General features: G+C 62.8%; 14 protein-coding genes. 10 read left to right on the top strand and 4 right to left on the bottom strand.

The genetic code is table 11. The annotated features are described in order from the left end of the window. Window positions 1-43: 43 nt before the first annotated feature. Window positions 44-823 carry an SDR family NAD(P)-dependent oxidoreductase gene (locus Q1K31_RS13385; RefSeq protein ID WP_300380484.1) on the bottom strand — a complete coding sequence of 260 codons (780 nt, stop codon included), beginning with the start codon at window positions 821-823 and terminating at the stop codon, window positions 44-46. A 67-nt stretch (window positions 824-890) separates the two neighbouring features. Here Q1K31_RS13385 and Q1K31_RS13380 point away from each other — a divergent pair, with 67 nt between their 5' ends. Beyond that, window positions 891-1,295 (top strand): YkvA family protein, encoded by a 405-nt coding sequence (locus tag Q1K31_RS13380; protein ID WP_300380481.1) that lies wholly within the window; start codon window positions 891-893, stop codon window positions 1,293-1,295. A 3-nt stretch (window positions 1,296-1,298) separates the two neighbouring features. Here the strand turns inward: Q1K31_RS13380 and Q1K31_RS13375 are convergent, their stop codons facing one another. Continuing rightward, window positions 1,299-2,639 carry a penicillin-binding protein activator gene (locus Q1K31_RS13375; RefSeq protein ID WP_300380479.1) on the bottom strand — a complete coding sequence of 447 codons (1,341 nt, stop codon included), beginning with the start codon at window positions 2,637-2,639 and terminating at the stop codon, window positions 1,299-1,301. Here Q1K31_RS13375 and rsmI point away from each other — a divergent pair. The 3 genes from rsmI to Q1K31_RS13360 are packed head-to-tail and all read left to right on the top strand — an operon-like array spanning window position 2,633 to window position 4,615. Further along, window positions 2,633-3,574 carry a 16S rRNA (cytidine(1402)-2'-O)-methyltransferase gene (gene rsmI, locus Q1K31_RS13370; protein ID WP_300380476.1) on the top strand — a complete coding sequence of 314 codons (942 nt, stop codon included), beginning with the start codon at window positions 2,633-2,635 and terminating at the stop codon, window positions 3,572-3,574. The two genes, Q1K31_RS13375 and rsmI, sit on opposite strands and share 7 nt — an antisense overlap. After that, window positions 3,567-3,944: a YraN family protein gene (locus tag Q1K31_RS13365; protein WP_300380474.1), complete on the top strand. Its 378-nt coding sequence runs from the start codon at window positions 3,567-3,569 to the stop codon at window positions 3,942-3,944. Before rsmI ends, Q1K31_RS13365 begins: the two co-directional genes overlap by 8 nt. A 38-nt stretch (window positions 3,945-3,982) precedes the next feature. Next, a complete protein-coding gene (locus Q1K31_RS13360) occupies window positions 3,983-4,615 on the top strand; it encodes a BON domain-containing protein (protein WP_300380471.1) in 633 nt (210 codons plus the stop codon). Window positions 4,616-4,627: 12 nt separating this feature from the next. On the opposite strand, the gene Q1K31_RS13355 is transcribed toward Q1K31_RS13360, so the two are convergent. Beyond that, the gene (locus tag Q1K31_RS13355; RefSeq protein ID WP_300380468.1) at window positions 4,628-5,443 is read right to left on the bottom strand and encodes an META domain-containing protein; all 816 of its coding nucleotides are present in this window, start codon (window positions 5,441-5,443) and stop codon (window positions 4,628-4,630) included. 254 nt (window positions 5,444-5,697) lie between these two features. Between Q1K31_RS13355 and gshB the strand changes: the two genes are divergently transcribed. The 5 genes from gshB to Q1K31_RS13330 all read left to right on the top strand — a co-directional run bounded on the left by gshB (window position 5,698) and on the right by Q1K31_RS13330 (window position 12,052). Continuing rightward, window positions 5,698-6,648: a glutathione synthase gene (gshB, locus tag Q1K31_RS13350; RefSeq protein ID WP_300380465.1), complete on the top strand. Its 951-nt coding sequence runs from the start codon at window positions 5,698-5,700 to the stop codon at window positions 6,646-6,648. Between the two features lie 27 nt (window positions 6,649-6,675). Then, window positions 6,676-7,074: a hypothetical protein gene (locus Q1K31_RS13345; RefSeq protein ID WP_300380463.1), complete on the top strand. Its 399-nt coding sequence runs from the start codon at window positions 6,676-6,678 to the stop codon at window positions 7,072-7,074. Window positions 7,075-7,165: 91 nt separating this feature from the next. Further along, window positions 7,166-8,716: a YifB family Mg chelatase-like AAA ATPase gene (locus Q1K31_RS13340; RefSeq protein WP_300380460.1), complete on the top strand. Its 1,551-nt coding sequence runs from the start codon at window positions 7,166-7,168 to the stop codon at window positions 8,714-8,716. 73 nt (window positions 8,717-8,789) lie between these two features. After that, entirely contained in the window at window positions 8,790-10,262 is a 1,473-nt protein-coding gene (locus Q1K31_RS13335; RefSeq protein WP_300380457.1) for a response regulator, read from the top strand. Further along, on the top strand, window positions 10,259-12,052 hold the full coding sequence (locus tag Q1K31_RS13330; protein WP_300380455.1) for a hypothetical protein: 1,794 nt from the start codon (window positions 10,259-10,261) through the stop codon (window positions 12,050-12,052). The genes Q1K31_RS13335 and Q1K31_RS13330 overlap by 4 nt, the downstream gene beginning before the upstream one ends. Before the next feature lie 22 nt (window positions 12,053-12,074). Here Q1K31_RS13330 and Q1K31_RS13325 read toward each other — a convergent pair whose 3' ends face one another. Next, window positions 12,075-14,363, bottom strand: a complete 2,289-nt coding sequence (locus tag Q1K31_RS13325; RefSeq protein ID WP_300380452.1) for an NADP-dependent malic enzyme — start codon at window positions 14,361-14,363, stop codon at window positions 12,075-12,077. A gap of 151 nt (window positions 14,364-14,514) precedes the next feature. On the opposite strand from Q1K31_RS13325, the gene mutS reads away from it, so the two are divergent. Next, window positions 14,515-17,244, top strand: coding sequence for a DNA mismatch repair protein MutS (gene mutS / locus Q1K31_RS13320; protein WP_300380450.1), 2,730 nt, complete (start codon window positions 14,515-14,517; stop codon window positions 17,242-17,244). The last annotated feature ends 39 nt before the right edge of the window (window positions 17,245-17,283 follow it).

The following is a 17,283-nucleotide window of genomic DNA, read 5'->3' as shown; positions in this document are numbered from 1 at the left end:
CGTGATGAGCGGGCTTTTTCTGTTTCACCTTCAGGCGGGTGCCTCAGCGCGGCGCCATGCGGATCGCACCGTCGAGACGCACATCCTCACCATTGAAATAGCCATTGGTGATCATCTGCTCGGCCAGCGAAGCATATTCCTCGGCATTGCCGAGACGGGCCGGGTTCGGCACGGAAGCGGCAAGTGCCTGTTTCACATTGTCCGGCGCACCCTGCATGAGCGGTGTGTTGAAGATACCCGGCAGGATGGTGTTTACGCGGATCAGCTCACGTGCGAGGTCGCGCGCGATTGGCAGCGTCATGCCGACGACACCGCCCTTGGAAGCGGAATAGGCAGCCTGCCCCATCTGGCCATCTTCAGCAGCGACGGACGCTGTGTTGACGATTGCACCACGCTCGCCGTCGATCGGGTCCAGCGTCATCATGCCGGCAGCCGACTTGGCGATACAGCGGAATGTCCCGACCAGGTTGATCTGGATAATCATGTCGAACTTGTCGAGCGGGAAATGCTTGATCTCGCCGGACTGCTTGTCACGGCTGGCCGTTTTCACGGCATTGCCGGTCCCGGCGCAGTTCACGAGGATGCGCTCCTGACCGATGGCGGCACGGGCTTTCTCGAAACCGGCATCGACAGATGCTTCGTCGGTTACATTGACATTGCAGAAAACGCCGCCAAGCTCTTTGGCAAGTGCTTCGCCTTTTTCTTCATTCAGGTCGAAAAGGGCGACCTTGACGCCTTCTGCGGCGAGTTTGCGGGCCGTAGCAGCGCCGAGACCGGATGCGCCGCCGGTGATGACTGCGCTGATGTCTGAGCTGAGTTTCATCTTGGATGGACCTCCTTGGAACGTTCGATGGATGCAAGCGATCTATAGGGTATGGAGAAGCCCGCCAATGCGTAACCCAAGGGAAATTGTGATTGAAAACGGCAGCGACCAGCCGATGTACCTGCCCCTGCCCATAGAGCAGGACCGTGCCCGCACGAAGCGCAGGTTCATCCCCAAGCTGTTGCGTCTCGCCGGGCGCCTGCCTTTCGCGGATGATCTTGCTGCGGCCTACTATGCCGCGATCGACCCGCAGACGCCGCGCAAGGCCAAGGCTGTCCTGTTTGCCGCTCTGGCCTATTTCGTGACACCGACAGACGCTGTACCGGACCTTATTGCCGGGCTCGGATTCACCGATGACGCGACCGTCCTGGCCACCGCACTCAGCATCGTCGGTGTACAGATACGTGATCGCCATCGCAGGGCTGCGCGGCGCCTGCTGGGCCTGCCCGAACCTGCCGCTGAGGACAACTGAGGATTAGCCAATCCCCGGATCGAAGGTTTCAGCACCGCGATTCAACAGGCTGGAATTGCCGTCCTGTGTCACTTCGTAAATCGAGAGCTTGCGTTCGGCATTGCCGTCACTGGTAAACCGGAAAAGCCCATTCAGGCCAACGAAACCGTCGCCACCCAGAATTTCATCGCGCTCCAGCTCACCATCGGCGGCCAGCTGCATGGTAAGTGCGGCCGCATCATAGGCCTGCGCAGCAAGCCGCGTCGGGGCGCGTCCGTAAATCCTCTGATAGCGTGTGGCGAATGCATCCAGGTCTTCTTGCGGCGGGGAAACGAACCAGCCACCCTTCAATGAAGGTTCACGCCATACACTCTCATCGTTCCAGCCGGACAGGCCGACCAGCTGAACGCTGCGGCGAATGCCATAATAGGCAAGCAGGGGCGCGACCTTGCGCAGCTGTGTCCCGCTTTCGGGGATCAGCACAGCGATCGGGCCGCCATATTGTTCTGCGGAATTGATTGAACGGGCGAGATATTGCGCTTCGCTCGTCGGGGAATTGCTGCCGTCAGGATAGAAACCGGAGGCCACAACACTCGCCCCATGCTGGCTGGCCTCAAACTGTAGCGCACTCTCGATCCGGTTACCGAGCGCGCTCTGAGGCCCGAAATACGCAAACTGACGGAAGCCCTGGCTGGTCGCATACTCTACAAGAGCGGCCACTTCCTCTTCCGGACTGATGGAAGCAAGCCACGTGTTTCCGCCAGCAACGCCGCGATCATTCGAGAACCCGATGATCGGCAGCCCGGCCAGCGAGCGGGTCTCGTTCAATCCCGCAATATTGTCTCCGAACAGTGGACCAAGGAAGAAATCTGCTCCTTGTGACTGGGCCTGCTTGGCCATTTCGACTGCCTTGCTCCTTGAACCGGCAGTATCCTTGGGCATGAGGACGAAATTGTCGTGCGCATGGTCGAACATTGCCATCTCGATCCCTGCGAGCATCCCTTCTGCTTCCGCGCGTACGCCCGCATTCGGGTGGGAGAATGGCAGCAATACGCCTGCCCGTACCAGATCGCGGTCTGCAAGGAATTCCGGCGTGAACGCGCCCTCTTCCGGCAGCGGCATACCGTTGGCATCCACATCGAAGCCGCCCGCATGGAGACTTCTCCGCTCATCGAGCGTCAGCCGGTCGGGCTGTTCAGGCTGCTGGACCCGGTCCGGCGTGGACCGTGTCTGGCCAGGCGTACCGGTGCTGATCGGGGCTGGCTGACGCGTCGTCTCTGTCGCACAGGCTGTAACAAACAGGAATGCGGAGAAAACAAGACTTGGCGCGAGCCTGCCAAAGCGCGATTGTGCCCGTGATGTCATCCAAAGATCCTTCCATTCCGGCAGACAGCCGTTCCGCGTCCCAGACTCATGCTGGCGAGACTAGTGCTGGTCACGGGGGCAGGCAACACGGCAGCGCGCAACTTCAACCCGGTCTTCACATCGTCTCCACGCCGATCGGCAATCTGCGCGATATCACACTACGTGCGCTCGACACACTCGCCGCGGCCGATGAAGTCCTGGCCGAGGATACGCGTGTCGCCCGCAAGCTCATGGATGCACATGGCATCCGTGCAAAACTGAGTGCCTACCATGACCATAATGGGGCAGAACGCCGCCCCGGCCTGCTGCGCAAGCTCGAAGATGGCGCGACAATCGCCCTGATCTCCGACGCGGGAACCCCGCTTGTATCGGATCCGGGCTGGAAACTCGTGCGCGACGCCGCAGACGCCGGTATCCGCATCGTGCCGGTGCCCGGTGCCTCCGCCATGCTGGCCGGGCTTGTCGCTTCCGCCCTGCCGAGCGACAGGTTCATGTTCTGCGGCTTCCTGCCGGTCAAATCCGGCCAGCGCCAGCGCGAGGCAAAAGCCCTTGCCAGTGTGCCTGCCACGCTGATCTTCTATGAAGGCGGCTCACGACTTGCCGCCTGCCTGTCGGATCTCGCCGCCGCACTTGGCGAGGAGAGGCCCGCGGTTGTCACGCGTGAGCTCACCAAGCTGTTCGAGGAGACCCGCCGCGCCCCACTGGGGGAGCTTGCCGCCCACTATCAGGCAGAAGGTGCCCCCAGGGGCGAGATCGTCATTCTTGTCGGCCCGCCCGAAGCCACAGAAACCAGCCAGGACGACATCGACACCGCCCTGCGCACAGCCCTTGCCGACATGCCGGTCAAACAGGCCGCCAATACCGTCGCGGCCACTTTCAACATCTCGAAACGCGATGCCTATCAGCGCGCCCTCACCCTCAAGGCCGATGGCTGACCGGCGCGCCGCCGAAGCACACGGCCGGCGCGCGGAGACACTTGCCGGCTTGTGGCTGCGCCTGAAAGGCTATCGTATCCTGGCCCGGCGCGTACGCCTGCCGGTCGGCGAGATCGACCTTGTCGCGCGACGTGGCCGCCAGATCGCCTTTGTCGAGGTCAAGGCCCGCAAAACCCGCAGGCTGGGCGAGGAGGCCGTGCCGGAGAAAAACTGGCGGCGCATCAGCCGCGCAGCAGAAAGCTGGATGGCAGGAAAGCCTGCCCTGTCCGGCCTCGACTGGCGTTTCGACCTTGTGATCGTTTTGCCACATGCCCTGCCAATTCACCTTCGTGACAGGTGGCGCCCAGATTTTGCCTCAACCCCGTTCTAGGCACGGACCAGTAGAATCCTAACCAGAAGAGACCGGCCATGTTGAAACCCGCACTCCTCTCGCTTGCCCTCTGCGCGCCCGTTATCGCTTCAGGCTGTGTTGCCGCCGCTGTTGGCACAGGCACAGCCGTCGGTGTCGCCGCCGCGCAGGATCGGACAATGGGCGAAGCCGTCGATGACGCGACGACCTCCAATGAAATCAAGGCGAAGCTGCTCAACGAAGGCGGGCTTGGCGAAGTCGACGTGGAAGTTGCACAGGGCCTCGTCCTCCTCTCCGGACGCGTCTCCTCGCCCGAGCAGCGCGTACGTGCTGAAGACCTGGCCTGGAGCTCGACCCGGACACGCGATGTTGCCAACGAGATCGTCATTGAGCGCCCCGGCGGCTTTTTCACGAATGCCTCGGATGAACTCATCACGGCCCGCGTGCGGGCCTCCCTCGTCGGATCGAGCGAGGTCAAGAGCGTCAATTACAATATCGAGACCTATGGCGGCGTGGTCTACCTGATGGGGATTGCGCGCACGCAGTCCGAACTCAACGAAGCCACGCGCCGCGCCAGCATTGTCGGCGGCGTGCAACGCGTCGTCTCCTATGTCCGCGTGCGCGACACCGCCTATGAGACGGGCCGTGGCGTGCAGGATGATGGCGAACTGGCCGGCGGGCCGTCCAGCTGATCGGGACGCCGGCTAGCGGGCGGTGATCGTCTCACCGTCCGTTGTCTCCAGAAGCAGTTTCCCCGTCCTGTCGACACGCACGTCGGAGACGTTCTGCAACATGGAAATGAAACCCTGCTCCTGATCCATGAGCTGCGGGACGCAGGCCTTGCGCGTCAGGGCCAGCGGGCCGATGCTCAGTTCACCCTCTTCAAGCGTGTAACTGCCTGTATAGGCATTGCAGGACGCATTGCCTGACAGGCGGCCATCCTCGCTGAAATTGATCGTGACCCTGGAGGTGTGAAGCAGCGCCTCGCCACCCATGCGCGCAGCCAGCCATTCCCGGCCTGTCAGCTCGCTCTTGTCGACAACCGCAGCCCGGGTCGGCGCCAGTGCGATGACGTCGAGATCGGCATTTCCCGGCTGGAAATCGAACATGGCGGTTTCGGCATTCTCCCAGAGAACGTTGCCGCGCCCGTTGGTAATCTGGGCTTCAAGGCGCAGCGCGTCGGTTTCCAGCTCGATCCCGGCTCCCAGTTCGATCTCGAACGGGATCGGGACCTGCCGGCCATTCAGCGCGAAACTCCGCTCCGCGAAAGGCGCTTCCTGCTCAGCAGTCAGCCCTGCATCCCATATGGAAATCTTCACCATCGCATCCGCTGGCAGCGCAATGCGCTGGCGGTAAGAGAGTGCGCCCGTAACCGTCATGTTCTCCATCTCGGCAACGGTCTGGCCCGTGATTTCAGACTGTCCCGTCTGGCCGTCCTGTCCAGACACGGCCCCTCGCTCCGCGCTCTCGCAGGCAGCAATCGCCAGCCCGGCTGCTAGTGTCAGAAAGATACGCTTCATCGCGAAAGCTCCCAGCGCCAAATCACCTCAGGTCTTGGCGGCACTTTCTCATGCATCGTGGACAAAAGTACAGCCTTCACACTCTGCAATTACTATTACATTGCTTTTAATGTCCTTTCAGGATTCAGGGCTCGCAATTCTGTCTTGTCGCGCGCTTTTTCCGGCCTGATGGAACAGACATTCTCCGCCAATGGCTTATCAAGCCGCCCAATCGGTCTCATATAGGCCGCGCTATCATGTTCACAGGAGGCAAAATGAGCCTGCGTATCGCCATCCAGATGGACCCGCTGGAAGACGTCGACATCAACGGAGACACGACTTTCGCCCTGGCCGAAGCAGCCCAGGAGCGCGGCCATGAGCTGTTCGTCTACCAGCCCAAGCACCTGACATTCGACACAGACCGTCTTCTGGCCCGCGCCCGGCCGGCCAGGGTCCAGCGTGTCAGTGAAACGCCCGGCATTCTCGGCAGCGAAACCCTCCTCGACCTGGCTGAAGATGTCGATGTCGTCCTGATGCGCCAGGATCCGCCCTTTGACATGGCCTACATTACGGCCTGCCACCTGCTTGAACAGCTCAAGGGCCGCACGCTTGTCCTCAACGACCCGGAATTTGTCCGGTCCGGTCCAGAGAAGATCTTCCCGCTGCTCTTCCCGGAGATCGTACCCGACACCCTGATCTCGCGCGACCTCGGCGCGATCCTCGATTTCCGCGCCCGCCACAAGGACATCATCATAAAACCTCTCTATGGCAATGGCGGGGCTGGTGTCTTCCGGATGAAAGAGGACGATTCCAATTTCAGTTCGCTGATGGAAATGTTCCTCGAGCGCACGCGTGAACCCCTCATCGCCCAGGCCTTCCTGCCGGCCGTCTCAAACGGAGACAAGCGCGTCATCATTATTAACGGCGAACCTGTGGGCGCGATCAACCGCCGTCCCAAGAAAGGCGAAACACGCTCCAACATGCATGTTGGCGGCACAGCCGAGCCGGTCGAGCTGTCCGACACAGACCTTGAAATCTGCCGTGCCATCGGCCCGGAGCTCAAACGCCGCGGTCAGATTTTCGTCGGGATCGACATCATCGGCGACCGGCTGACCGAGGTAAACGTCACATCGCCGACCGGGATTCAGGAACTCAAGCGCTTTACAGGCATAGATGCAGCGGCCATCTTCTTGGATGTTGTGCAAGATATGGTTGCCAAGTCCTGAGTGGACAGACACCTTAGGGGTATGAACATGAAAGCTTTGACCTTTGCCTCAGTTCTCGCTGTCTCGATGGCGGGTGTCGCGTGTTCGCAGCAGGCTCAAGCGCCCGATGCAGCCGATGCTTCCGAAACAGCGAATGAGAACGCGCAACCGGAAACCAGCCAGTTCAACCTGCGCTACTCCACGGGTGACACACAGCCTGCCAGCAGCCCGGCCTCCTCAGGCCAGTTCAATCTGCGCGGACCGGACAGCACCCAGCAAAGCCCTGACGGGTTCCGGCTGCCGGAAGGTGCCGTGCGTGAGAACGCGTTGAACCAGGTACCGGAAGTCCAGACACCGAACTTCCCGGCACAGGAAGGCAGCAGCCCGGTTGAGCCCGAGCAGGATCCTGCCGAAACGCCGGATGATGATCTAATCCGGCTCGACTAGGCAGTTTTCCGGTTGAAACCGGAAATGGAAAATCGTTCTTTATTTGTTCCGGTGCCTGTGCTACGCCACTTGAAAAGGTGGGGTATCGCGGATGGTGGCCAGAATAACGACATTTGCCTTTGAAGGCATTGATGCAAAACCTGTCGACGTACAGGTCCAGATCACATCGGGCCAGCCCTTTTTCACGATTGTCGGCCTGCCTGACAAGGCCGTTGGCGAAAGCCGGGAACGTGTCCGCGCCGCCTTTTCGGCCATAGGGCTTGCCCTTCCTCCCAAGCGTATCACTGTCAATCTGGCCCCGGCCGACCTGCCCAAGGAGGGCAGCCATTATGACCTCGCCATCGCGCTGGCCATTCTGGCGGCTATGGGCGTCATAGCGCCCGATGCCCTCGACGGGCACGCTGCTATCGGTGAGATGTCACTCGATGGCAGCCTCGGCGAGACAGTTGGCGTCCTGCCCGCCGCAATGGCCGCCATTGCACTGGACCTGCGCCTCATCTGCCCTGAACCCAGCGGACCGGAAGCCGCCTGGGCCGGGGAAGGCGCCCTCGCCGCGCCCAGCCTGATCGCCATGATCAACCATTTCGCCGGGCGCAGCAGTCTCGTACCGCCCATCGCCGGTGAGCTAGACCCGCCGGGCGCGATGCCGGATCTCGCAGATGTGAAGGGTCAGGACGGGGCCAAGCGCGTCCTGGAGATCGCTGCGGCCGGGGGGCATAATCTCCTCTTCTGTGGCCCGCCGGGCTCAGGCAAGTCCATGCTCGCCCAGCGCCTGCCCGGCCTGCTGCCCCCGCTTTCGGCGACCGAACTTCTGGAGGTTTCGCAGATCCAGTCCGTCGCAGGCCTGCTTGAGCGTGGCCAGCTCTCCCGCCAGCGTCCGTTTCGCGCACCGCACCATTCTGCTTCGATGCCTGCCCTTGTCGGCGGCGGCATGAAGGCCCGGCCCGGTGAAGTCTCGCTGGCCCATCACGGCGTTCTCTTCCTGGACGAGCTTCCGGAGTTCCCGGCCCAGGTGCTCGACAGCCTCCGCCAGCCGCTGGAGGACGGTGCCGTCGTCATTTCACGGGCCAACCGCCATGTACGCTATCCCGCCCGCTTCCAGCTTGTGGCAGCCATGAACCCCTGCCGCTGCGGCGGCGGGCCCGGCACCGGGGCCTGCCGGCGCGGCCCGGCCTGTGCACGCAATTACCAGTCCCGTATCTCCGGGCCCTTCTTTGACCGGATCGACCTGTTCTTCGACACCCCGCCCGTCACCGCCATGGACCTGTCCCTGCCCGCTCCGACAGAAGGCAGCAAGGAAGCTGCCGCCCGCGTCGCCGGAGCGCGCGCTGTCCAGACCGAACGTTACGCCGATGCAGCCGACACGGGAGCTCGCCCTGTCAATGCCGATGCCCCGGCCCGCGACATCGCCACGATTGCCGCACCGGATGAACGGGCCGCAGCGCTGCTTTCGGATGCGGCTGCCCGGCTTGCCCTCTCGGCCCGTGCCTATCACCGCGTTCTCAAGGTCGCGCGCACGATCGCCGACCTTGATGGCAGTGACAGCGTGGCCCGCGTCCATGTTGCCGAAGCGTTGAGCTATCGCCGCCGCCTGCCGGATGAGCAGCCAGCCGGGGCGGCTACCGGTTCACTGGCGCAATAGGCGTCCTTATGCGGTCGCCAGCCGCTTCCGGCAGTTAAATGAATCGTCAGTCTTTCATGGCATAGAGGGGGCCATGACAGACCCGTCCGGCAAGCTCTCCCCCGAACAGGCCTTCCTGGCCGCGACAAGCCACGAGATCCGTACCCCGCTCAACGGCATTCTCGGCACTGTTTCCCTGTTGCTGGAAACCGATCTCGATCCGGCCCAGAAGGAGTATGCCGACGCCATCCGCCTGTCCGGCTCCCGGCTGCTCGACCTGCTCAACAACATCCTCGATTTTGCCCGCCTCGACACGGGCACCAGCGAGATCGAGCCTGAGCGCTTCCGGATTGCCGAACTGGCCCGTGAGGTCAGCGAACTGCTGGCCCCGCGGGCGCACAACAGCGGTATCGACCTTGGCGTCGTCATCCATTCAGGCGTTCCTGAAGAGGCTATCGCGGATGCCGGCAAGATCCGCCAGATCCTGTTCAACCTTGTCGGCAATGCCCTGAAATTCACTGAACAGGGCGGTGTCCTGATTGATGTGCGATATGTGAACGCAAAACTCCTCTTCCGTGTGTGCGACACGGGTCCCGGAATCAGCCGGGACGACCAGGACGGGCTTTTCGATGCCTTCCGGCAGACCTCTGCCGGCGATGCCCAGAAAGATGGCGGCGTCGGTCTCGGCCTCGCCATCGTCAAGAAACTTACGGAAATTCTCGGCGGATCGGTCTGGATCAACAGCCAGCCCGGCAATGGCACATGCTTCTTTGTTTCCATCCCCATCGAAGATGCCTCAGACGAAGCCATACCTTCCTCACAGCTGAACGAGCCCCGCCGGATCGTTCTGGCCGGCCTCGCTCCAGCCACGGCCCTGTCGGCCTGGGCGTCCCTCTCCCAGGCTGGTGCCCGCGCCCATATCGTAGAAAACGCCCAGCAGGCCCGCCAGGCCCGCCCGGATGTCATACTTGCCGCAGCAGACCTGCCCGAACGGTCACTGCGCGCCCTGATGCGTATTGCGCCGGTTCTTGTCGTGATGCGCCCCGAGGACCGCGGCCTGATGAGCCGCTTTCACGACATGGGTGCCGCCGGATGGCTGGTCCGCCCCCTCCGGCATAAATCCCTGACCGAGCGCGTCGAGCTCGCCGCACAGGGTAGCGCCGCCACCGATGACAGCGCCGAACCGGTCAATGGCGGGCGCGTTCTCATCGCAGACGACAATCCGGTAAACACGCTGATTGCACGCCGCGCCTTGGAATCGGCAGGGTTCTCGGTCAGTGTCGCGTCAACGGGCCGCGAAGCGGTCGATCTTTGCGAGAGCCTGGCGCCAGAGCTGGTTTTCATGGACTTGCGCATGCCGATCATGGATGGATACGACGCGATGAAGACAATGCGACGCGAAGGCATGGACATGCCGATCATCGCAATTTCGGCAGAAATCAATCCCGACATCGAACGCCGTGCACGTGCCTGCGGGGCCAGCGGCGTCGCTGCCAAACCGCTCAACGCAGACGCCTTGCGCCGCCTGGCTACCGACTGGACCCGCAAATCCTCGGGCGCGGCATGAGCGAGGTAGCCGGTGCGGCAGAGGGCAAGCGCAGCCTGAAAGAAACCCTGCGCCAGTTCGCCCAGCCCAAGATCGCCATGATGCTGGTGCTCGGCTTTACCGCCGGACTGCCTTTCCTCCTCTATTTCTCGACCCTGTCTGTCTGGCTCAAGGAAAGCCAGGTCGATGAGGCCCTGATCGGCTTCTTCTCATGGTTCGGGCTTGCCTACTCCTTCAAATTCGTCTGGGCCCCGCTTGTCGACCGGTTCGATCCGCCGGGCCTCGCCAGGATATTCGGGCGCCGCCGCGCCTGGATCTTTGTCGCCCAGATCGGCGTCGCGCTCGCCATGGTCGGCATTGGTTTCTCCAACCCGGCCGGCAGCCTTGCCGCCACCGCGCTTTTCTCCTTCCTGATGGCGTTCAGCTCCGCCACGCAGGACATCGGCATCGACGCATGGCGCATCGAGGCGGCTGCCAATGATGACGAGCAGGCCACGCTCGCCGCCGCCTACCAGTATGGTTACAAGGTCGGCATGGTGATCTCCGGCGGCGTCGCGCTGGTGATTGCTGGTGTCGCCAACTTCCCTGTCGCCTACTGGGCGATGGCCGCCACGATGGGGCTTGGCGCACTCGTCTTCGCGATCTGGGACCGCCGTTTCGGCATCCAGTCGGCCGCGGCTGCCGGTGTGCTCCTGCTCGGGATCGGCATGGCCTCGGCCTTCGGCTCGTTCGCGGGAATCTTCGAGGATGGCAATGTCTGGCACATTCTTCTGAGCGCCGTCAGCTGGCTGCTTTACACGATCTCTGCGTTCGCCGCGCTCGGCTTCGTCTATGCCGTTGTCCAGGCCCTGCGCGACCGCCCGGAAGGCTCGGAATTTTCCACCGGCGGGCTCCTGGTCGGCCTCGGCTTCGCGGTCGGCTGCTTCGCGCTCATCGCGCTCGTCGCCGCGCTGATCGGCTTCCTGCTTCCAAAGCTGCTGACACTTGCCGGGATCGAGATGTCGCGCGGCGATGTCGCCACGCTGGCGATCTATATCGCCGCCGCCCCGATCCTGCTGTGTGCGGTCTCCATCCCGTTCATCCGGCGCCTCAAGGCGGAGTCGCTGGCCAAGAAGAGCCCGGCGCTTGCGCCCTTCCTCGACTTTTTCTGGCGGCATGGCTGGATCGCGCTCCTGATCCTGCTCTTCGTCTCCTCCTACCGGCTCAGCGATATCGTCATGGGCGTGATGGCCAAGCCCGCCTACACCCATATGGGCTATTCGCCCGCAGACATCGGCGTCATCAGCGGCACTTACGGCCCGTGGATCATTTTTATTGGTGTGGCACTGGCGGGTGTTTCGGCCCTGAAATTCGGCCTGCGTACATCGCTCATCATCGGCGCGATCGTCTCGGTGCTCGGCAACCTGACCTTCTCCTGGCTGGTCATGCAACCTTCCGACACGCTGCTGCCGCTGTTCATCGCCGTAACGGCCGACAATATCGCCGGCGGTTTCGCGGGCACCGTCTTCGTCGCCTTCATGTCGACCATGGTGTCGAAATCATTTGCCGGGACCCAGTATGCGATCTTCAGCTCGATCTATTCGCTCGGGCCAAAACTCGTGGCCGGCACGTCCGGCGTCATGGTGACCGCGTTCAGCGGAGGCGCTGGCGATGAGGCGACGATCAGCGGCTATTCGACCTTCTTCCTGGTCGCCGCCATTCTCGGCACTCCAGCCATCCTGCTGTCCTGGTTCTCAACCCGCATGAAGCCGGACCGGGAGTCCGTCTTCGAACACGCACCCCCTGCCACGCCCGGTCAGGACAAGGCCTGACAGGTATTGAGGACGCCCTAGCCTATTCCGCCGGAACGTTGTGGACCAGCTTGTCGATGTCGAATGCGGCGAATGTCGCCAGGTTGACGATGTCCGAAACCGTTGCGCCAAGTGAGGCGATCTGCACCGGCTTTTCAAAGCCAAGCAGGATTGGCCCGATCACGGTTGCCCGGCTCATTGAGGTCAGCAGCTTCGTTGCAATCGCTGCCGAGTGAATGGCCGGCATGACGAGCACGTTGGCCGAATCCGTCAGGCGCGAGAACGGGTACATCATCTTGTGGTTCGGATTCATCGCCACATCGACGGAGATGTCGCCCTCATACTCGAAATCGACATCGTCACGCTCGTCCAGCATGGCAACGGCCTCACGGACCTTTTCCATCCGCTCGCCATACGGATTGCCGAAGGTCGAGTAGGAGACGAAAGCCACGCGCGGCGTGAAACCAAGACTGCTGACAGCGCTCGCCGCTTCCTCGGCAATGCCGACAAGCTCCTCTGCCACCGGCAACTCGGTGATGCTGGTATCAGCGATGAAGATCGTCTTGCCCTGGTTGACCACCATGGACATGCCGATGACCTGCTTGTCGTCGATCGGGTCGAGAACCGCCTGCACGTCCTTCAACGCAACATCGTAATTCCGCGTCACACCTGTCACCATCCCGTCGGCATCGCCGAATTTCAGCATGCAGGAGCCGAACACGTTGCGGTCCTGGTTGACGAGGCGCTGCACGTCGCGGCGCAGGAAGCCCTGCCGCTTCAGCCGGTCATAGAGGTAGTCGGTATATTCCGGATTGCGGTCGGACAGGCGCGCATTGATGATATCGAGCGAGCCTTCCGGCACGCCCATCTGCTGCATGGCGCGCGTGACCTGTTCTTCCCGCCCGATCAGGATCGGATGGCCGAGCCCCTGGTTCTTGAAGGAATAGGCGGCCCGCACGACGGACGGCTCCTCGCCCTCGGCAAAAACGATGCGCGGCTGTTTCTCACGCACGGCGGCCTGTACGCCCTGCAGGAAGGAGGCCGTCGGATCGAGACGGCGCGCCAGCATGCGGCGATACTCGTCCATGTCCGGGATCGGGGTGCGCGCGACGCCGGTATCCATCGCAGCCTGCGCCACGAAGGGCGGCACGAAGCTGATCAGGCGCGGGTCGAATGGTGTCGGAATGATATAATCCCGGCCAAATTGCGGCCGCGAGCCATGATAGGCGGCCGCGACTTCATCCGGCACGTCTTCCCGCGCAAGCTCTGCAAGCGCCTGTGCTGCGGCGACCTTCATCTCCTCATTGATGGAGCGGGCACGCACATCGAGCGCGCCACGGAAGATGTAAGGAAAGCCGAGAACATTGTTAACCTGGTTGGGATAGTCCGAGCGTCCCGTCGCGATGATCGCATCGTCACGCACGGCCTTGATGTCCTCCGGCGTGATTTCCGGGTCCGGATTGGCCATTGCGAAGATGATCGGATCCTTCGCCATGGCCTTGACCATGTCCTGGGTGACGGCACCGGCAATCGACAGGCCGAGAAGCACGTCCGCGCCCTCCATGGCTTCTGTCAGCGTGCGCTTTTCGGTCTTCACCGCAAAGGCGGACTTGAACTGGTCCATCTTGTCGGTGCGGCCTTCATAGACAACGCCGCTGGAGTCGCACATCAGGATGTTTTCAGCCTTCACGCCCAGATGACGGATCAGGCCCGCGCAGGAAAGCCCTGCTGCACCGGCCCCCGAAATCGCAACCTTGAGGTCGCCCAGCTCACGGCCCGTGATGTGGCAGGCATTGATCAGGCCGGCAGCTGCAATGATGGCCGTGCCATGCTGGTCGTCGTGGAAGACCGGAACATCGACTTCTTCCCGCAGGCGGCTCTCGATGATGAAGCAGTCCGGGCTGGCAATGTCTTCCAGGTTTATGCCGCCCCAGGTCTCACCGATATTGCGGACCGTGGTGATGAACTCCTCTGTGTCGGTCGTCGACACCTCGACATCGATGGAATCGACATCGGCAAAGCGCTTGAACAGGACCGACTTGCCTTCCATGACCGGCTTTGACGCCATCGCGCCGAGATTGCCGAGGCCGAGAATGGCCGTGCCGTTGGAAATGACGGCCACCATGTTGCCCTTGGAGGTGTACTCGAAAGCCAGATCCTCATTTTCGGCAATCGCCTTGACGGGAACGGCAACGCCCGGGCTGTAAGCCAGCGAGAGATCGCGCTGTGTCGACATTGGCTTGGTCGGCGCAACGGACAGTTTGCCGGGTTGGGGGTGACGGTGGAATTCGAGCGCTTCCTTGTCGGTGAATGTCGGGCGCTTTGACGTCATCGCGGTGAGCCTTCACGAGATTTTATTGTGGACCTTTACGGGAAACCTCTAAGCCGCTCCGCATGGGCCGACAACCCGCTGTGACGTGCTTATTTCCATTGCAGTACAGCTGTGCGAATCCGTTAATCATGCTTCTATGCCGGATACACAGATGAGCGCCACGCCCGCCAAGGCCCCCAGCCCTTTCATGGCCCAGTATCTCGACATCAAGTCGAGACATGAGGGCGCCCTGCTCTTTTTCCGCATGGGCGACTTCTACGAGCTGTTTTTCCAGGATGCCGTGCGCGCTGCGGAAATCCTCGACATCACCCTGACGGCCCGCGGCGAGTATCAGGGCGAATCCATTCCCATGGCAGGCGTGCCCTACCATTCCGCAGAGCCCTATCTCGCCCGCCTCATCAAGGCCGGAGAACGCGTTGCGGTCTGCGAACAGACAGAAAGCCCGGCCGAAGCGAAGAAGCGCGGCTCCAAGGCCATCGTGAACCGCGAAGTGGTGCGCATCGTCACACCCGGCACGATTACAGAGGACACGATCCTGCCGGCCCGCCGGGGGCAGGCGCTCGTTGCCATCGCCTTTGCCAGCGGCGGTGCAGATGCGGCCCTCGCCGCCTGCGATGTCTCGACCGGCGCATTCGAGATCCGAGACGTCGCCCCCGAAGCGCTTGGCGAACGCCTGTCGGCCCTGCCGGTCAGCGAACTGCTGGTGACGGAGGAGGATGAGGCCCGGCCACTCGTGCGCCAGGCCCTGTCGGCCATGCGCATCCCCGTCACGCCGCGCCCGAAACGCGCCGCCACTCCGGCTGAGGGCGAAGCTGCCCTGAAGGCCACCTACAAGGTCGCCGCACTGGATGCGTTCGGAGAGTTCTCGAAAGCCGGCTTGTCCGCAGCCGGCCTCCTGCTGGACTATCTCAGCCTGACCCAGGCTGGTGCCGACATCCGGCTGGACCCGCCGCGCCAGGCCAGCATCGCCCAGCGTCTCGCCATCGACCCGGCAACCCGCGCCAGTCTCGAAATCGACACCGCCATGCGCGGCGGCCGGGCCGGCACCCTGCTCGCCACGGTAGACCGCACCCTTACCGCTCCCGGCGCGCGCCTTCTGGCCGCCCGCCTGGCCGAACCGGAATGTGATGCCGCCACCATCTCGGCACGCCATGATGCTGTGGCCTTCTTCCTCAATGAACCCACACTCAACGCCGATATCCGCACGCGCCTGAAGGCCGTGCCGGACCTTGAGCGCGCACGCACCCGTATCCGGCTGGAACGCGGCGGCCCGCGAGACCTGAAATCCATCGGAGATGCGATAGCAGGCGGAGGCGCGATCGCAGCTGAACTTGCCCGCCAGACAACCGGGCTGCCGGCCCCGCTCGCCGAAGCCGCCCATGCGCTCGATGCCAGCCAGCAGCCCGCCCTTGAGAGCCTTGCACAGGATCTCAACACCGCGCTGGCCGAAGACCTGCCGACCCTTGCCCGCGACGGGGGCTTCATTGCTGAAGGCTGGGACGAGACCCTTGATGAGTTCCGCACGCTAAGGCGGGACTCCCGCCAGGTCATTGCCGCACTCCAGGCACGCTATGCCGAGGAAACCGGCATCGGCGCGCTGAAGATCAAGTTCAACAATGTACTCGGCTATTTCATTGATGTGCCCGCCCGCCACGGCGACGCGCTGATGAAGCCGCCCCATGCCGAGACCTTCATCCACCGCCAGACACTGGCCTCGAATATTCGCTTTTCCACCGCCGAGCTTTCAGATCTGGCCGGGCGCATTTCACGTGCAGAAGAGGCCTCGACCGCGCGCGAGCTGGACCTCTTCCGTGACCTCTGCGCCCGTGTGGAAAGCCAGTCTGCGGCCATTTCCGATGCCGCCCATGCACTCTCCATCATAGACGTCGCAGCGGCCTCGGCGGCCTGGGCCGAGGAGACAGGTGCCATCCGCCCTGAACTGGCCGAAGACCCCGTTTTCGAGACAGAAGGCCTGCGCCATCCAGTCGTCGAGGCCGCCCTGCGCAAGGAGGGTGAAGGCTTCACCGCGAACGATCTTTCCCTCGACGCCCGCGGCGAGGCGAATGCCCGGCTCGCCATCGTCACCGGCCCGAACATGGCGGGCAAGTCGACCTATCTGCGTCAGGCTTGCCTTGCCATCATACTGGCACAGGCCGGCCTGTTCGTGCCTGCGAACCATATGCGCATCGGGCTTGCTGACCGCATCTTCTCGCGCGTCGGGGCGTCCGATGACCTCTCGCGCGGGCGCTCCACCTTCATGGTGGAGATGGTGGAAACCGCCGCCATTCTCAGTCAGGCCACCGCCGACAGCTTTGTCATCCTGGATGAGGTTGGCCGCGGCACCTCGACCTATGACGGTCTCGCCATCGCCTGGGCAGCCGTCGAGCATCTGCACAACATCAACAGGTGCCGTGCACTGTTTGCCACCCATTACCATGAGCTGACCGGGCTTGCCGACGATCTTGCGCACGCCACCAATCTCAGCCTGCGCGCGAAGGAATGGAAGGATGAGCTTGTCTTCCTGCACGACGTCCAGCCCGGCCCGGCAGACCGCTCCTATGGCGTACAGGTCGCCCGGCTGGCGGGCCTTCCGGTCCGCGCCGTGCGCCGGGCCGAGCAGGTGCTCAAACGCCTTGAGGCCAAGCCCGGCGCGGTAGACGCCCTGCCGCTCTTTGCCGCTGTCGCAGAAGAGCCTGAAACCTTTACGGTAGAAGACACTGGCGAAGTGACCCGGCTGCTCGATACGCTCGACCCGGATGAGCTCAGCCCCCGCGAAGCGCTCGAGATGATCTACCGCCTCAAGAATGCCCGGGATGAGGCAGATCGCGACTCCGGCACCAAAACATCAGTGGACCGCAAGTCACAGAGCAGGAAATCTTGATTGCTTTCGTCCTGAATAGCCCCTCTTCTGTGCAGGCTA

This window comes from Henriciella sp. (assembly GCF_029936995.1).
Classification (GTDB): domain Bacteria; phylum Pseudomonadota; class Alphaproteobacteria; order Caulobacterales; family Hyphomonadaceae; genus Henriciella.
This window is presented reverse-complemented; position numbering and strand designations above follow the sequence as displayed.

Bases quoted from the DNA above. Each gene is read 5' to 3' on its own strand.
- Q1K31_RS13385 (WP_300380484.1), bottom strand. From the start codon at position 823: ATGAAACTCAGCTCAGACATCAGCGCAGTCATCACCGGCGGCGCATCC.
- Q1K31_RS13380 (WP_300380481.1), top strand. From the start codon at position 891: ATGCGTAACCCAAGGGAAATTGTGATTGAAAACGGCAGCGACCAGCCG.
- rsmI (WP_300380476.1), top strand. From the start codon at position 2,633: ATGTCATCCAAAGATCCTTCCATTCCGGCAGACAGCCGTTCCGCGTCC.
- Q1K31_RS13375 (WP_300380479.1), bottom strand. From the start codon at position 2,639: ATGACATCACGGGCACAATCGCGCTTTGGCAGGCTCGCGCCAAGTCTT.
- Q1K31_RS13365 (WP_300380474.1), top strand. From the start codon at position 3,567: ATGGCTGACCGGCGCGCCGCCGAAGCACACGGCCGGCGCGCGGAGACA.
- Q1K31_RS13360 (WP_300380471.1), top strand. From the start codon at position 3,983: ATGTTGAAACCCGCACTCCTCTCGCTTGCCCTCTGCGCGCCCGTTATC.
- Q1K31_RS13355 (WP_300380468.1), bottom strand. From the start codon at position 5,443: ATGAAGCGTATCTTTCTGACACTAGCAGCCGGGCTGGCGATTGCTGCC.
- gshB (WP_300380465.1), top strand. From the start codon at position 5,698: ATGAGCCTGCGTATCGCCATCCAGATGGACCCGCTGGAAGACGTCGAC.
- Q1K31_RS13345 (WP_300380463.1), top strand. From the start codon at position 6,676: ATGAAAGCTTTGACCTTTGCCTCAGTTCTCGCTGTCTCGATGGCGGGT.
- Q1K31_RS13340 (WP_300380460.1), top strand. From the start codon at position 7,166: ATGGTGGCCAGAATAACGACATTTGCCTTTGAAGGCATTGATGCAAAA.
- Q1K31_RS13335 (WP_300380457.1), top strand. From the start codon at position 8,790: ATGACAGACCCGTCCGGCAAGCTCTCCCCCGAACAGGCCTTCCTGGCC.
- Q1K31_RS13330 (WP_300380455.1), top strand. From the start codon at position 10,259: ATGAGCGAGGTAGCCGGTGCGGCAGAGGGCAAGCGCAGCCTGAAAGAA.
- Q1K31_RS13325 (WP_300380452.1), bottom strand. From the start codon at position 14,363: ATGACGTCAAAGCGCCCGACATTCACCGACAAGGAAGCGCTCGAATTC.
- mutS (WP_300380450.1), top strand. From the start codon at position 14,515: ATGAGCGCCACGCCCGCCAAGGCCCCCAGCCCTTTCATGGCCCAGTAT.